Source organism: Janthinobacterium rivuli (assembly GCF_009208735.1).
In the GTDB taxonomy this organism is placed as follows: Bacteria; Pseudomonadota; Gammaproteobacteria; order Burkholderiales; family Burkholderiaceae_D; genus Janthinobacterium.
On the sequence record NZ_WFLJ01000006.1, the window covers coordinates 157,791 to 172,615 of the forward strand.

Here is a 14,825-nt window from a genome sequence, read left to right on the forward strand (position 1 = left end):
ATAGGACACACATGGCACACACAATTCACGTTGACGTGGTTTCCGCTGAAGAACTGATTTTTTCAGGCGAAGCAGAATTCGTCGCGTTGCCGGGTGAACAGGGCGAGCTGGGTATCTACCCACGCCACACGCCTTTGATTACCCGCATCCGTCCGGGCGCGGTCCGCATCAAGGTAGTCGGCCAGGCTGAAGAAGAGTTCGTCTTCGTCGCCGGCGGCCTGCTGGAAGTGCAACCGGATACCGTGACCGTTCTGGCCGATACTGCGATCCGCGGTCACGACCTGGACGAAGCGAAAGCGCTGGAAGCGAAGAAGTTGGCGGAAGAAAATATCCACAACAAGGATTCGGGCATCGACTACGCGCAAGCGCAAGCCGAGCTGGCCAGCGCGATTGCGCAGCTGGCAGCGATCCAGAAGCTGCGCAAGCATTAATTTGCGCGCATGCGGTACGACAAAAGGCAGCCTCCGGGCTGCCTTTTTTTTCAGCAAAACTCACTTCAGCAAAAATTAGCGGCGCTTGTCCTTTCCCCTTTCCCGTCCCGCCTTCAAGATCGTCTTCCACTTGGCGCGCGCGCTAATGCGCTCGAGCGGCGTCTCCTCGCTACGTCGCGCGTCGCGCAGCAGCTTGTGATAATTGCGCAGGCGGTCCCCATCGACGGCGCCGCGGACCCGGCAACCGGGCTCGCTCGCATGCTGGCAATCGCGGAACTGGCACATCGCCGCCAGCGCCGCGATGTCGTCAAACGTGGCGGCCAGCGTTTCCGCATCGGCATCGGCGCGCCAGCTGCGCAGGCCCGGCGTGTCGATGATGCAGGCGCCGCCCGCGCACAGGTGCAGCGAGCGGGCCGTCGTCGTGTGCCGGCCGCGCGCGTCGCCATGGCGCACGCCGCTGGTCGCCTGCTGCGTGGCGCACAGGGTATTGGTCAGGCTGGACTTGCCGGCGCCCGATGAACCGAGCAGCACCAGGGTCTGGCCTGCGCCCAGCCAGGGTTCCAGGATGGCCACGTCATACGCATGGCGCGTATCGATGGCAAACAGCGGCACGTGGGGCGGCAGGCGCTGTTTGAGCTGCGCCAGCTTGCCGGCCACGTCGTCGGCCACGTCGGCCTTGCTCAGCACCACCACGGGGCTGACCTGGGCCGCCAGCACGATGGCCAGATAGCGTTCCAGCCGGCGCGGGTTGAAGTCCCCGTCCAGTCCCATCACCAGCAGGGCCGTGTCGACATTGCTGGCAAGTACTTGCCGCCGGCCGTCATTGCCGCGCCGGGCGATCTGCGTGATTGGGGATAAGTGCGCCGTTATCCACAGCGTGCCGTGCGCATCGGGTTCGACGGCGACCCAGTCGCCGACGGCAAGGACGCTGTCCTGCGCCAGCAGCGCGTGCAGCAGGCGCGGCAGGATCTGTGCCGGGTGTTCCTGGCTGCCGTCGTGCACGACGATGCTGTCGCGGTGTACGGCGCTGACGCGCAGCAGCTGCGCGGCGGGGGAGGAGATGTCGAGTTGGGTGGCTGCGCCGGCGATGGCCTGCTGTAGCCCGATAAGGCGCAGTTGCGCGAAATCGAATGTGATCATGGTAGCGTGATTCCATATTCTGTCGTCCGCGTACGGACGTGAAGCCTGCGCGTGCAGGCACCGCCAGTCACGAGGACTGGCACGAAAGAAGGGGAACGTCGGCTACGCGATCACGCGTATGGGGAGTTGCGAGCTAAAAGGCTCAGCAGGGGAAAACAGTGATCAGGCAGCCGACAGCACGGCAGTATCCGAATGGCGCATGTTGTCTACTCCTGTTGTGTGATGGAAAACGCCAGTGTGCCAGCGGCGCGCGCCGCCGTCAATCGACGGTGTGGCTTAGCTGCACATGCCGTAGGTCGGATTAGTCCGCAGGGCGTAATCCGACACATTGTTGGCGCGATTGTTGAATTAGCTGCACATGCCGTAAGCGCTGCGCTCGGGGAAATAGCGGTAGGTAAACGTGCGCACCGGATAGCGCTTGCCGGCGACGAGCATGTCGGGCATCGACAGGTCGAAGCGCTGCGGCAGCTGGCGCGGCAGTTGCAGGCGCAGGCGCCACTGGGTTTCGGCGCTAGAGCCGACGGCGGCAAACATGATGGGCAGTTTTTCGATGACGTCGACGATCTCCGCCTTCTGGTTCATGCCGCGCTGGTAGATGGTCAGCACCTTGGCTTCGGCGAACGGCTGCTGTTTCGGTTCTTCCAGCAGGAAGGACAGGCGCGTAAAACTGGCTTGCGTACCGACCGGCAAGGTGAAAATCAGCGCCAGCTCGGTGCCGCCGTCCTTCAGGGTGACGGGCGGCGTGGCATACACGCTGATACCGCGCGGCAGCGCGAAGCGCGACCCCTCCGTCCACGTCTTGCACTCGGGCGTGGTGGCCTGGTACAGGCTGGGCGCCGTGTAGTCGTCGCAGGCGGAAACCAGCAGCAGCAGGGGCAGGGCAAGGAGGGCGGAACGGCGCATGGGAGTCACGGTTGGAGGATCAGCCGACAGTGTAAGCGATCGCCACGCGATCCACCAGCGAGCTTACGCCGGCGGCGCGCGCCGCACGGATTGCAGCTGGCAGTGCGCCGCCTGTAGCGCATCCTTGATGAGGTCGAGCGCCAGCTGCGGCCGGGCCGCGCCGCACATGAAGATGTCGACGGCGGCAAAGCCGACCTCGGGCCAGGTATGCAGCGAGATGTGCGACTCGGCCAGCAGCAGCACGCCCGTGACGCCCTGACCCGGGCCAAAGCTGTGGAAATGGCCGTGCAGCACCTGCGCGCCGGCCGCGACGGCCGCGTCGCGCAGCAGGCGCTCAAGCGCGGCGCAGTCGCGCAGGCGTTCCGGCGCGATGCCCGACAGGTCGGCCAGCAGATGGGTGCCCAGGGGCAGATGCGCGGTGGTCGCCATGCCTATTTGTGGCTGCCGCCGCTGGAGCCGCCGCCATAGCTGCCGCCGCCGCTGCCCGTGCGCGAACTCCAGCTGCTGCCGCCGCTGCCGCTGCCGGCCACCTTGAACATGCGCACCCAGTTGGCGGCCGTGACGGAGAACGTCACCATCAGGGCATAGATCACGTATTTACTCATGGGGGATTCTTTGCATTCTTGTCGAGGAAAACGGCCGGCAGGAACAGCGCCAGGCAGCCCAGCAGACTCCACATCAGGGTGCTGGAGAACGAGACGAACATGGGGATCGCATTCAAGACCAGCACGATGACGATGAAGACCTTGGCGATGCCTTGGTGACTGAGCTCGATATTGTGTACCTTGGCGCCGCCATGGAAGGCGGCGCCGAACCAGGCGGCCATCTGGTCATAGGCGACGGGCACGGAGCGCGACCACGTCATTTCCTCGCCGGTGAGCTCCGCCGCCAGTTTGGTCTGTCCCTGTTCGAATTCAAACACGCGCGTGCTGTCGCCGACGGCCACCTTCCAGTTGAAGGCGCCCGCCGCGTACACCACCTGCGAGCCATAGTCATACAGCTTGCGATACGTGGCGCCATCGAGCGTGCAGGTATCGGCGTCCAGCGACTGCCAGTTGGGCCAGTTCGGCAGCACGTTCGAGCGCGACCAGCCGTCGTCCGTCTCCACCAGCCAGAAGAAGCCGGCGCGCGCGTTGTACAGCAGGTATTCGTTCCACTCGCTGCCTTCATCGTCGGCGCGGCGCATCATGCCGATCACCGTGAAATCGACATTGCTGATCTTCGCGCTGGCGCCCAGCTCCAGCGTGATGTCGGCGTCGTCGTGCACCTGTTTGCCGATGGCCAGCACCTGCGCTTCCGGGCCGCTGGCGTCGAGTTGCGCGTGGCAGGCGGGACACACCAGCTGCGCTGCCGCGCCGGGCACATACTGAATGCCGCTGCCGCAGGACGGGCAGTCGAGCGCATCGAGCTTGCCACGGTACTTGCCGGCGCTTTTGGCGATGGCATCGTCATCGCGCAGCAGCTGGCACTGCAAGCCGTCCAGGGTGACGGCCACGCCCTGGTAGACGACGGGTTGCGGGCCGTCCGTGTAGTCGAGCGTGACAAAGCTGGCGTAGTTGCGCAAGTCCGCCACCTGGATGCGCCAGCCGGCACCCACCTTGAAGGGTAGTTCTCCCTGGCCGGCGATGCATTCGGCGTTGCGGATCTCGGCCGCCGTGTACGGCTCGCCGCAGATCGTATAGCGCTTGCCCGGCGCCAGCTCGCCAAAGACGGGCAGGGCGTCCTGCGTCTTGCGCTCGCGCGTCAGCGTGTACAGGCCGGACGAGTCGCCCAGCCACGCCGTGCTGGCATCGTCGAACAGCAGATACCACTCGTTCCACGTGCCGGCGCTGTAGCGCTGCTGGATGCGGCCGACGACGGTGAAGTGCACGCTGTCGTGCACGCCGGCCGTGCCGATCTGGATCGGCGAGTAGTCTTCCAGGACGGCCGACATCTTGCCCACGTCCCTGACGGAATCGGCGTCCTTGAGGATGGTGCTGTGGCAGTACTCGCACACGGCGAGCACGGAAGCGTGCGAGCGGAAGCGGACTTCCGCGCCGCAGCTGGGACAGGAAACAGTTTGCATGCAGTCGTATTTCGCTCTAATCAGCCGATCAGTTTTTTCAACAGTTCAGCCTTGGCGCCGTCGTAGTCGGCCGGCGAAATGAGGCCCTTGTCGAGCAAGCCCTTGAGCTTTTCCAGCCGCGCCTCGATCGGTTCCTCGGCAGGCGCCGGTGGCGCCGCCGGTGCCGGGGCGGGCTGCTGCAAGGCGCCACCCATGCTTTGCGCCATCACCTGGCCGATCGACAGCCCGGCGCCGAGACCGGCGCCGATGCCGGCCATGCCGCCTTCGTTCTGCGCCGCCAGCGGGATCGCGTTGGCCACCTGGAATTTCGTGTAGCCGCTCATCTTGTCGGCGCCCAGGCCGCCCTTCATGCCGGCGGAAATACGCTCGTCGAGCGCCGCCTGCAATTCCTCGGGCAGGCTGATGCTGGCCACGTTGAATTCATCGAGGCCCACGCCATAGCGGGCGAACGCCTGCGCCAGGCCATCCTTGACTTCCTGTGCCATCAGCGCCTGGTTGGCCGCCATGTCGAGGAAGGGCACGTTCGCGCCGCCCAAGGAACTGGCCATGCTGGACATTAAAATGCCGCGCAATTGATCTTCCACCTCGTCGCGCGTATACACTTCGCGCGTGCCGCTGATCTCGGTGAAGAAGGTGCGGGCGTCGGCGATGCGGTACGAGTACATGCCGAAGGCGCGCACGCGGATCATGTCGAAATCCTTGTCGCGGATGGTGATCGGCTGCGGCGTGCCCCACTTGCGGCCCGTCTGCACGCGGGTGCTGAAATAATACACGTCCGACTTGAAGGGCGAGTCGAACAGCTTGTCCCAGTTTTTCAGGTTGGTCAGCAACGGTAACGTCTGCGTCGTCAGCTTGTGCGTGCCGGGACCGAAGACGTCGGCGATCTTGCCTTCATTGACGAAGACGGCGACCTGCGATTCGCGCACATTCAGGATGGCGCCGTTCTGGATCTCGAAATCCTGCATGGGAAAACGCCAGGCCAGCACGCCTTCCGTCTCTTCGTTCCACTGCAGTACGTCGATAAACTGCTTCTTGATAAAGCTGCCGAGGCTCATGATGGATATCCTTGAAAAAGATAAAGCGGTGTCAGGAAATGCAGGCGGCGTTGATGGCGCCGATCGACAGCGAAATGGCGGCCAGCAGGCCGCCGAAGGCGCTGTTGTTCGATTCGATCTGGTCCTTCGACATGCGCAGCAGGCGCGTGGTCACCACGTACGCCAGCAATTGCACCACCATGGCGCCGAAGGCCCAGGCGAAGAACTGCTGGTAGTCGGCCGTGTGCATCAGGGACGAGGCGATGGTGGCGGAAAAACCCAGCAGCGCGCCGCCCAGCGACAGGGCCGCCGCCTGGTTGCCCTGGCGGATCAGCAGCACTTCGTTGTAGGGCGTGACGCGCGTGTAGATGATAAAAAATACAATCAGCAGCCCGGCGGCCAGTAAAAGATGGATCAGATAGTTTAGGATGGCGGGCACGGCTTTCCTCGCAATGAGTATTTGATAACGTCAACGCATATTAGAACAAAAAAAGTCCAATGAACAAAAAGATTCTGATTTTGTCCGTCTTCGTGGTCGCCTCCTGCGGCCTCGCGTATGAGCTGATCGCCGGCGCCATGTCCAGCTACCTGCTCGGCGACTCCATCCTGCAGTTTTCCACCATCATCGGCTGCTACTTGTTCGCCATGGGTGTGGGCGCTCACTTTTCAAAGTATGTGCGGGACGACGACGTGCTCTCGCGCTTCGTCGACATCGAACTGGCCGTGGGCCTGATCGGCGGCTTGTCGGCCGCCATCCTGTTCATGACCTTTTCGTGGATGGCTGCGCCGTTTCGCACCTTATTGTATGTGATGGTGTTCCTGATCGGCGCACTGGTCGGCATGGAAGTGCCGCTGGTGATGCGCGCCCTGAACTCGCGCCAGACGGAGTTTTCCGAGCTGGTCAGCCGCGTGCTGACCTTCGATTACCTGGGCGCGCTGGCCGTCTCGCTGCTGTTCCCGCTGGTGCTGTCGCCGTACCTGGGACTGGTGCGCACGGGCTTCCTGTTCGGCATGCTCAACGTGGGCGTGGGCCTGTGGACCATCTGGGTGTTCCGCGCGGAGCTGAAGAATCTCACGGGGCGCTTCCTGCGCGCCTGCGCCGTGATGCTGGTGCTGATCGCCGGCTTTGGGATGTCGGACCGCATGGTGGCGTGGGGCGAGCATGGCCTGTTCGGCGACCAGATCGTGTACTCGACCACCACGCCGTACCAGCGCCTGGTGATCACGCGCTGGAAGGACGATACGCGGCTGTACATCAACGGCAACCTGCAGTTTTCCTCGCGCGACGAGTACCGCTACCACGAGGCGCTGGTGCACCCCGTGCTCGAAGCGCTGCCGTGGGCGCGTCGCGTGCTGGTGCTGGGCGGCGGCGATGGCCTGGCGCTGCGCGAAATCCTCCGTTATCCACAGATCGAGCACGTCACCGTGGTCGACCTCGACCCCGCCATGACGGCCGCGTTTACCACGCGCCCGGAACTGGCCAAGCTGAATAACGGCGCGTTCTCGGACAAGCGCGTCACCGTCGTCAACGCCGATGCCGCCGTCTGGCTGCGCAACAATGGCGACATGTTCGACGCGGCCATCGTCGACTTTCCCGATCCGTCCAGCTTCGCGCTCGGCAAACTGTATTCGGTGCCGTTCTACGACCTGGTGAAAAAACACCTGGCGGCCAAGGGCCTGATGGTGGTGCAATCGACGTCGCCCTTCTTCGCGCCGCATGCCTACTGGACCATCAATTCCACCCTGCGCGAAGTGGGCATGCGCACCTGGCCCTACCACGCCTACGTGCCCTCGTTCGGCGAATGGGGTTTTATCCTCGCCTCGCCTCAGCTCGACTACACACCGCCCACCAGCTATCGCCTGCCGATGCGCTACCTGAATGCGGACACCACGCGCGAGATGTTCATCTTCCCGCCCGACATGCAGCCGCTGCCGATGGCGCCGAATCGCCTGAACACCCAGTCGCTCGTGCATGAATTCGAGCAGGACTGGAACCGGGTGATCCGCTGATGCAGCGCCGCTCCTTCATGTTGTGGGCCGCCGGCGGCACGGCGGCCGCCGCCGCCGGCATCGGCAGCATCGCCGCGTATCTGCGCTGGCAGGAAATCACGCCCAAGGTGCTGTATCCGGGCCGCAGCGAGGGGCATTATTTGCGCCAGCTGCTGCGCGAGCGCACGGCGCTGCCGGCGCCCTCGGCAACCATCACCACGGATGTCGCCATCCTCGGCTCGGGCATCGCCGGCCTGACGGCCGCCTGGCGCCTGAAGAAGCTGGGGCACACGGATTTCCTGATGATCGATGGCCCGCAGCCGTATGGCAACGCGGCCGGCGGCCATTTCGGCGACCTGGCCTATCCCACCGGTGGCCATTACCTGCCGCTGCCTTCGCCCGAATCGACCCATGTGCGCGAGATCCTGTTCGACCTGGGCATCATCGAGCGCGATCCGCAGGCGGAAAAGCCCTATTACGACGAGCGCTACATCCTGCACGCGCCGGAAGAGCGCCTGCTGTTCAACGGCCAGTGGCAGGATGGCTTCATTCCCACCGAAGGCGTGCCGCCTGCGGAACTGGCGCAGCACGAACGCTTCTTTGCGCAGGTGCGGCAGCTGCGCCAGGCGCATGGCAACGACGGCAAGCGCGTGTTTGTTTTCCCTACCGTGGAATCATCGCAAGACCCGGCCTGGCAGGCGCTCGACACCATCACCTTGAAGCAGTGGATGGAGCGCGAAGGCTATACCTCGCCCACCCTGCACTGGTATTTGAACTACTGCTGCCGCGACGACTACGGCACGCGCTACGACCAGGTCTCGGCCTGGGCCGGCCTGCATTACTACTGCAGCCGCTGGGGCCAGGCGGCCAACGCCGGCAACGGCGCCTGGCTGACCTGGCCGGGCGGCATGCAACCGGTCGCCACGGCCATGGAGCAGGCCTCAGGCGTCCAACGTCATGCGGGCACGGTGGTTTCCGTGCGGACGACGGAGCAGGGCGTGGAGGCGCTGTGCCTGGAACTGGTCGACGGCCAGCCGCGCACCTACCTGGTCAAGGCGCGCAAGGCCATCTGCGCCATGCCGCTGTATGTGGCGGCCCGCGTGGTCGACAACATCGCCGGGTATGGCTTTGACGCGAAGCGCGATACGCCCGCGTATGCGCCGTGGCTGGTGGCGAATTTTTTGCTGAAACGCTTTCCCGATGAATTGCCGCATGCGCCCCTGTGCTGGGACAACGTGGTGTACCAGGAACCGGGCCTCGGCTATGTCGTCTCGACCCACCAGGATATCCGCGTGCGTCCGCCCGAGAAAACCGTCTTCAGCGCCTATGTCGCCCTGTCCGACCGCACGCCGCAGCAAGCGCGCAAATGGTTGGATGGGGCCACGCCCGAGGAGTTGCTGGCGCTGGCCAGCGTCGATTTACAGACGGCGTATGGGCGCGATTTCGCCCGCTGCGTCGAGCGCGTCGACATCACCGTGCGCGGCCACGCCATGGCCGCTCCCTTGCCGGGCTTTCGCAGCAATGCGGGCTTGAAGGCCTTGCGCGAGCACGACGGCGCCATCCTGTTCGCGCATGCGGATTTGTCGGGCTTTTCCGTGTTCGAGGAGGCGGCGTGGTGGGGGGACCGGGCGGCGCGCCTTGCGGCAAAATAAAAAGGCCGGCGCGAACGCCGGCCAGAGCCCCCTAAGGCTCGAACCGGTCTATTTACTCTTGTTGATGACGTCGATGAACACGGCCGCCAGCAGCACCAGGCCCTTGATCACTTGCTGGTAATCGATGCCGATGCCCATGATGGACATGCCGTTGTTCATCACGCCCATGATGAAGGCGCCGATGACGGCCCCCATCACCTTGCCCACGCCGCCCGAGGCCGAGGCGCCGCCGATGAAGCAGGCGGCGATCACGTCCAGCTCGAAACCCGTGCCGGCCTTCGGCGTGGCCGTGTTCAGGCGCGCCGCGAAGATCAGGCCGGCCAGCGCGGCCAGCATGCCCATGTTGACGAAGGTGTAGAAGCTGACCCGTTCCGTCTTGATGCCGGACAGGCGCGCCGCCTTCTCGTTGCCGCCCACGGCATACACGCGGCGGCCCAGCACGGTGCGGTTGGTGATGAAGGTGTAGGCGACGATGAGCAGCGACATCACGGCCAGCACGTTGGGGAAGCCGCGGTACGACGCCAGCAGGTAGCTGAAATACACCATCACGCCGGCGAAGACGGCGTTTTTCAGCAGGAAGAAGGCGCGCGGCTCGTTTTCCATGCCGTGCTTCAGTTGCTTGGCGCGGCTGCGCAGCGAGGTGATGATCAGCGCCGCGGCGGCGATCACGCCCAGCAGCAGCGACAGGCCGCGCAGGTTTTCGCCGCCGAACGGATCGGGCAAAAAGCCCGAGCTGAGCATCTGGAAGCCCTCGGGGAAGGGACCGACCGACTGGCCTGCCAGCAGCGCCAGGGTCAGGCCCTTGAACACCAGCATGCCGGCCAGGGTGACGATGAAGGACGGGATTTTGAAGAAGGCGACAAAATACCCTTGCGCGCCGCCGATGACGGCGCCGGCCAGCAGGCAGAGGATGCTGGCGGCGACAAAGTTCATGTGGTAGTTGACGATCAGGACGGCCGCCAGCGCGCCGACGAAGCCGACCACCGAGCCGACGGACAAATCGATATGGCCGGCCACGATGACCATCAGCATGCCCAGCGCCATGATGACGATGTAGCTGTTTTGCAGCACCAGGTTCGTCAGGTTCAGCGGCTGCATCAGGGTACCGTCGGTCATGTACTGGAAAAAGCCCATGATGACGATCAGCGAGAGCAGCATGCCGTAGTCGCGCATATTGTTCTTCAAGAAGCCGGCATAGCTTTTCGCTTGCGGCGCGGCCGCTGGCGCTGCTGGCGCGCCCGCTGTCAATTTATTGTCCATTGTTTTCTCCGTGTGTAACGATCGCGCGCATGATGCGCTCCTGCGATGCTTCTGCCGCGCTCAGTTCTGCCGCGAAGCGGCCTTCGTTCATGACATAGATCCGGTCGCACATGCCCAGCAATTCCGGCATTTCCGAGGAAATCATGATGATGCATTTGCCTTCGGCGGCCAGCTCGCTGATGATGCTGTAGATCTCGTATTTGGCGCCCACGTCGATGCCGCGGCTCGGTTCATCGAGGATCAGGATGTCGGGGCGCGAAAACAGCCACTTCGCCAGCACCACTTTCTGCTGGTTGCCGCCGGACAGGTTGACCACTTTCTGCGCCACGCTCGAGCAACGGGTCTTGAGCTTGCGGCGGAACTCCTCGGCCACGCCGAATTCACGCTGCTCGTCGATCACCATGCGCTTCGAAATCGCGTCCAGGTTGGCCAGGCTGGTGTTCTTCTGGATGTCTTCCTCGAGGATCAGGCCCAGGCCCTTGCGGTCTTCCGTGACATACGCGAGGCCATGGGCGATCGCCTTGCCGATGGTGCTGACGTCGATCTCCTGGCCATTCTTGAGCACCGTGCCGCTGATGCGCTGGCCGTAGGCGCGGCCGAAGAGGCTCATCGCCAGTTCCGTGCGCCCGGAGCCCATCAGGCCGGCGATGCCGATGATCTCGCCCTTTTTGGCGTGCAGGTTGATGCCCTTGATGACGGGGCGGTCGGCATGCTCGGGATGGAAGACGCGCCAGTCGCGCACCTCGAAAATGGTCTCGCCGATGGTGGGCGTGCGCGGCGGATAGCGGTCGGCCATCTCGCGCCCGACCATTTTTTCGATGATGCGGTCTTCGCTGACGGGCTCCACGCGGCAGTCGAAACTGTCGACCGTGTTCCCGTCGCGCAGCACCGTGATGGCATCGGCGACGCGCGAGATTTCATTGAGCTTGTGCGAGATCAGGATCGAGGCGATGCCCTGGGCTTTCAGGCCCAGCAGCAGGTCGAGCAGGGCCGCGCTGTCGCTCTCGTTCAGGCTGGCCGTCGGCTCGTCGAGGATCAGCAGCTTGACGTCCTTGCACAGCGCCTTGGCGATCTCGATCAGCTGCTGCTTGCCCACGCCCAGGTTGGTGATCAGGGTGTCGGGCGACTCTTTCAGGCCGACTTTGTGCAGCAGTTCGCGCGTCTTCGCTTGCGCGTATTCCCAGTCTATAACGCCCATGCGGGCCGGCTCGTTGCCGAGGAAGATATTCTCGGCGATCGACAGCTGCGGCACCAGCGCCAGTTCCTGGTGGATGATGATGATGCCGATTTCTTCGCTGTCCTTGATGCCGCGGAAGTGCCGCGTCTGGCCCAGGTAATCGATGTCGCCCGTATAACTGCCATGGCCGTAGACGCCGCTCAGCACTTTCATCAGGGTCGATTTGCCGGCGCCGTTTTCGCCGACGATGGCGTGGATCTCGCCGCTGCGTACCCGCAGATTGACATTGTCGAGCGCAACGACGCCCGGGAATGTTTTGCGTATCCCGCGCATTTCCAGGATAGTGTTCGTCATATAACCTCTCTGGCACGGCCGCGCTGGTCGGCATCGGTCGTGCGGCAGTCTTGTTCTTGATCGTGCATGAAGCGAAAGGCCCGGCAGCGCCGGGCCTTCAGTACCGTCGATGCTTATTTCACTTGCGCTTCCGTGTAATAGCCGCTGCCGGTGACGAGCACCTGCTTCCAGTTCGCCTTGTCGACGGTGACGGGTTTGAGCAGGTAGGACGGCACGACCTTCACGCCGTTGTTATAGGTCTTCGTGTCGTTGACGGTCGGCACTTTGCCCGACATCATGGCGTCGACCATGTTCGCCGTCACCTTGGCCAGTTCGCGCGTGTCCTTGAACACGGTCGATGCCTGTTCGCCGCGGATGATCGATTTCACCGACGGGATTTCCGCATCCTGGCCCGTCACGACGGGGAACGGCTGTTTCGGCGTGCCGTAGCCGACGCCCTTGAGCGAGGACAGGATGCCGATGCTCAAGCCGTCATACGGCGACAGCACCGCGTCGACGCGCGCATTGCCGTAGTAGGCGCTGAGCAGGTTGTCCATGCGGGCCTGCGCCACGGCGCCATCCCAGCGCAGGGTGGCGACCTTTTCCATGCCCATCTGCTTTGAGCGCACCACCAGCTTGCCGCTGTCGATGTACGGTTTCAGCACCGACAGCGCGCCGTTGTAGAAGAAGTGCGCGTTGTTGTCGTCGGCCGAGCCGCCGAACAGTTCGATATTGAACGGGCCCTTGCCTTCCTTGAGTTTCAGCGCCGATTCGATGTAACCCGCCTGCAGCACGCCGACCTGGAAGTTGTCAAAGGTGGCGTAGTAATCGATGTTTTTCGTGCCGCGGATCAGACGGTCATACGAGATGACCTTGATGCCCTTGTCGGCCGCCTTTTGCAGCACGTTCGACAAGGTGGTGCCGTCGATGGCGGCGATCACCAGCACCTTGGCGCCCTTGGTGATCATGTTTTCCACCTGCGCCAGCTGGTTCGGGATATCGTCGTCGGCGAACTGCAAGTCCGTCTTGTAGCCGCGCTCCTTGAATACCTTGACCATGTTGTCGCCGTCGGCGATCCAGCGCATGGACGATTTGGTCGGCATCGAGATGCCGATCGCGCCCTTGTCGGCGGCGCTTGCCACGGGCATTACCGCCATGCCGGAGATGGCCAGCGCCAGGCTCGCGGTCAGCATTTTCATTGTTGTTTTCATTTCAGGTCTCCACCGTCTTCGATAGTTGAATGTGCCAGGGCCGTCGTCCCAGTGGGCGGGCTCCGTGCGGATGGCCGATTGCAGGCCACGGCTGATACTAGTTTGTCCATCCATCCCTCACCAATCACTTTTTTCGCATAGCCGATATCCAAAACGATATCGATGGGCCAATTGATGCAATGCGCCATGCCGCCCCTGCCCGCCTGCGGCCCGGGCGGAAACAGGGGCCGGGCGGCGGCTTTTTTTGGTGCACTGCAATACCAATAATCATCATTCAATTTGGTGATTTTCGTAATTGCGGCGACACAGGGCGGCGCGCAGAATCGGTCCGGACTTGAAGCCCAGTCATTCCGCCACGACCTTTTGAAAGCTTGCCATGCAGCCGATTTCCCCCGCCTCCCTGTTGCCTGCCGACCTGGCGCAGGCCCTCCTCATCGGCCGCATCTGGCGTGACGGCCCTTGCGTCGTCGTCGTGCGCGGCGGCGAGGTGGTCGACATCACGCAGACGGTGGCGACCGTGGCCGAGCTGTTCGAACGCGGCGATGCGCTCGATATCGCCCGCCATGCGCCCGGTATCGCCCTCGGCCCCGTGCAGGCGCTGCTGGAGCAGGCGCTGGCCGCGCCGGCGGGCCAGCCGTTGCTGCTGGCGCCGTGCGACCTGCAGGCCGTCAAGGCGTGCGGCGTGACCTTCGCCGTCAGCCTGCTCGAACGGGTGATCGAGGAACAGGCGGGCGGCGATGCGGCGCGCGCGGCGAGCCTGCGCACCGCCCTGCAAACGACCCTGGGCGGCGACTTGTCCGCCTTAAAACCCGGCTCGGAGGCGGCGCAGCGCCTGAAACAGCAGCTGCAGCAGCGCGGCGCCTGGTCGCAATACATGGAAGTGGGTATCGGCCCCGATGCGGAAGTGTTCACCAAGGCGCAGCCGATGTCGTCGGTGGGCTGCTGCGCGCCGGTGGGCTTGCTGCCATCGTCCGCCTGGAACAACCCGGAGCCGGAGATCGTCCTGGCCGTCAACAGCCGCGGCGAGGTGCTGGGAGCGAGCCTGGGCAACGACGTCAACCTGCGCGACATCGAAGGGCGCAGCGCCCTCTTGCTGGGCAAGGCCAAGGATAACAACGGCTCCTGCGCCATCGGCCCCTTCATCCGCCTGTTCGACGACCACTTCACGCTCGACACCGTGCGCCAGGCGGAAGTGTCGCTGCTGATCGAAGGCGCGGACGATGGCTTTGTGCTCGAAGGCGCCAGCTTCATGCGCGAGATCAGCCGCGACCCGCTTGACCTGGTGCGCCAGACGGCAGGCCAGTACCACCAGTATCCGGACGGCTTCATGCTGTTCCTGGGGACCATGTTCTCGCCCGTGAAGGACCGCGGCGCGCAGGGCGGCGGCTTCACGCATCACCTGGGCGACCGCGTGACGATTGCCAGCGCCGCGCTGGGCGCGCTGGTCAACGACGTGCAGCGCTGCGATGCGATCGCCCCCTGGACGTTCGGCGTGCGCGCGCTGTACCAGAACCTGGGCCGTCGCGGCTTGCTTTGATTATTTATCAACTAAGAACGCTTAACAAAACCGTAGCGAGCGGATGAGAGTTGTGGCTGAGACGCGGAGCTGTGCGCATGCACAGTGAGCATC

14 protein-coding genes are annotated in these 14,825 nt (G+C 64.0%); 4 read left to right on the plus strand and 10 right to left on the minus strand.

Going from position 1 to position 14,825, the window contains the following annotated elements; genetic code table 11:
• The first annotated feature begins 11 nt into the window (after positions 1-11).
• On the plus strand, positions 12-431 hold the full coding sequence (locus GCN78_RS09770) for a F0F1 ATP synthase subunit epsilon (protein WP_065307860.1): 420 nt from the start codon (positions 12-14) through the stop codon (positions 429-431).
• A 75-nt stretch (positions 432-506) separates the two neighbouring features.
• Here GCN78_RS09770 and rsgA read toward each other — a convergent pair whose 3' ends face one another.
• The 7 genes from rsgA to GCN78_RS09800 form a co-directional block, all read right to left on the minus strand.
• A complete protein-coding gene (gene rsgA / locus GCN78_RS09775; protein WP_152251540.1) occupies positions 507-1,571 on the minus strand; it encodes a ribosome small subunit-dependent GTPase A in 1,065 nt (354 codons plus the stop codon).
• 348 nt (positions 1,572-1,919) lie between these two features.
• Positions 1,920-2,474 carry a hypothetical protein gene (locus GCN78_RS09780; RefSeq protein ID WP_152251541.1) on the minus strand — a complete coding sequence of 185 codons (555 nt, stop codon included), beginning with the start codon at positions 2,472-2,474 and terminating at the stop codon, positions 1,920-1,922.
• Between the two features lie 63 nt (positions 2,475-2,537).
• Positions 2,538-2,903 (minus strand): adenosylmethionine decarboxylase, encoded by a 366-nt coding sequence (speD, locus tag GCN78_RS09785; protein ID WP_152251542.1) that lies wholly within the window; start codon positions 2,901-2,903, stop codon positions 2,538-2,540.
• A gap of 2 nt (positions 2,904-2,905) precedes the next feature.
• Positions 2,906-3,079 (minus strand): hypothetical protein, encoded by a 174-nt coding sequence (locus GCN78_RS29275; protein WP_170840580.1) that lies wholly within the window; start codon positions 3,077-3,079, stop codon positions 2,906-2,908.
• A complete protein-coding gene (locus tag GCN78_RS09790) occupies positions 3,076-4,539 on the minus strand; it encodes a DUF4178 domain-containing protein (RefSeq protein ID WP_152251543.1) in 1,464 nt (487 codons plus the stop codon). Before GCN78_RS09790 ends, GCN78_RS29275 begins: the two co-directional genes overlap by 4 nt.
• 20 nt (positions 4,540-4,559) lie before the next feature.
• A complete protein-coding gene (locus GCN78_RS09795; RefSeq protein ID WP_152251544.1) occupies positions 4,560-5,594 on the minus strand; it encodes an SPFH domain-containing protein in 1,035 nt (344 codons plus the stop codon).
• A 31-nt stretch (positions 5,595-5,625) separates the two neighbouring features.
• Positions 5,626-6,012 (minus strand): DUF350 domain-containing protein, encoded by a 387-nt coding sequence (locus GCN78_RS09800; protein ID WP_077398383.1) that lies wholly within the window; start codon positions 6,010-6,012, stop codon positions 5,626-5,628.
• A gap of 59 nt (positions 6,013-6,071) precedes the next feature.
• Between GCN78_RS09800 and GCN78_RS09805 the strand changes: the two genes are divergently transcribed.
• On the plus strand, positions 6,072-7,583 hold the full coding sequence (locus tag GCN78_RS09805) for a polyamine aminopropyltransferase (protein ID WP_152251545.1): 1,512 nt from the start codon (positions 6,072-6,074) through the stop codon (positions 7,581-7,583).
• Positions 7,583-9,214 (plus strand): NAD(P)-binding protein, encoded by a 1,632-nt coding sequence (locus GCN78_RS09810; RefSeq protein WP_152251546.1) that lies wholly within the window; start codon positions 7,583-7,585, stop codon positions 9,212-9,214. The genes GCN78_RS09805 and GCN78_RS09810 overlap by 1 nt, the downstream gene beginning before the upstream one ends.
• 48 nt (positions 9,215-9,262) lie before the next feature.
• On the opposite strand, the gene mmsB is transcribed toward GCN78_RS09810, so the two are convergent.
• The 3 genes from mmsB to chvE form a co-directional block, all read right to left on the minus strand.
• Positions 9,263-10,474, minus strand: coding sequence for a multiple monosaccharide ABC transporter permease (mmsB, locus tag GCN78_RS09815; RefSeq protein ID WP_152251547.1), 1,212 nt, complete (start codon positions 10,472-10,474; stop codon positions 9,263-9,265).
• A complete protein-coding gene (mmsA, locus tag GCN78_RS09820) occupies positions 10,464-12,005 on the minus strand; it encodes a multiple monosaccharide ABC transporter ATP-binding protein (RefSeq protein WP_152251548.1) in 1,542 nt (513 codons plus the stop codon). Before mmsA ends, mmsB begins: the two co-directional genes overlap by 11 nt.
• Before the next feature lie 113 nt (positions 12,006-12,118).
• Complete coding sequence (gene chvE / locus GCN78_RS09825; protein ID WP_226939565.1) at positions 12,119-13,141, minus strand: multiple monosaccharide ABC transporter substrate-binding protein; 1,023 nt, start codon at positions 13,139-13,141, stop codon at positions 12,119-12,121.
• Between the two features lie 430 nt (positions 13,142-13,571).
• Here chvE and GCN78_RS09830 point away from each other — a divergent pair, with 430 nt between their 5' ends.
• Positions 13,572-14,732 (plus strand): fumarylacetoacetate hydrolase family protein, encoded by a 1,161-nt coding sequence (locus tag GCN78_RS09830; protein WP_152251549.1) that lies wholly within the window; start codon positions 13,572-13,574, stop codon positions 14,730-14,732.
• Positions 14,733-14,825 lie beyond the last annotated feature (93 nt).

What these genes read in the sequence shown, in the direction of transcription:
- GCN78_RS09770 (WP_065307860.1), top strand. Translation starts at nt 12, where the DNA reads ATGGCACACACAATTCACGTTGACGTGGTTTCCGCTGAAGAACTGATT.
- rsgA (WP_152251540.1), bottom strand. Translation starts at nt 1,571, where the DNA reads ATGATCACATTCGATTTCGCGCAACTGCGCCTTATCGGGCTACAGCAG.
- GCN78_RS09780 (WP_152251541.1), bottom strand. Translation starts at nt 2,474, where the DNA reads ATGCGCCGTTCCGCCCTCCTTGCCCTGCCCCTGCTGCTGCTGGTTTCC.
- speD (WP_152251542.1), bottom strand. Translation starts at nt 2,903, where the DNA reads ATGGCGACCACCGCGCATCTGCCCCTGGGCACCCATCTGCTGGCCGAC.
- GCN78_RS29275 (WP_170840580.1), bottom strand. Translation starts at nt 3,079, where the DNA reads ATGAGTAAATACGTGATCTATGCCCTGATGGTGACGTTCTCCGTCACG.
- GCN78_RS09790 (WP_152251543.1), bottom strand. Translation starts at nt 4,539, where the DNA reads ATGCAAACTGTTTCCTGTCCCAGCTGCGGCGCGGAAGTCCGCTTCCGC.
- GCN78_RS09795 (WP_152251544.1), bottom strand. Translation starts at nt 5,594, where the DNA reads ATGAGCCTCGGCAGCTTTATCAAGAAGCAGTTTATCGACGTACTGCAG.
- GCN78_RS09805 (WP_152251545.1), top strand. Translation starts at nt 6,072, where the DNA reads ATGAACAAAAAGATTCTGATTTTGTCCGTCTTCGTGGTCGCCTCCTGC.
- GCN78_RS09810 (WP_152251546.1), top strand. Translation starts at nt 7,583, where the DNA reads ATGCAGCGCCGCTCCTTCATGTTGTGGGCCGCCGGCGGCACGGCGGCC.
- mmsB (WP_152251547.1), bottom strand. Translation starts at nt 10,474, where the DNA reads ATGGACAATAAATTGACAGCGGGCGCGCCAGCAGCGCCAGCGGCCGCG.
- mmsA (WP_152251548.1), bottom strand. Translation starts at nt 12,005, where the DNA reads ATGACGAACACTATCCTGGAAATGCGCGGGATACGCAAAACATTCCCG.
- chvE (WP_226939565.1), bottom strand. Translation starts at nt 13,141, where the DNA reads ATGGCGGTAATGCCCGTGGCAAGCGCCGCCGACAAGGGCGCGATCGGC.
- GCN78_RS09830 (WP_152251549.1), top strand. Translation starts at nt 13,572, where the DNA reads ATGCAGCCGATTTCCCCCGCCTCCCTGTTGCCTGCCGACCTGGCGCAG.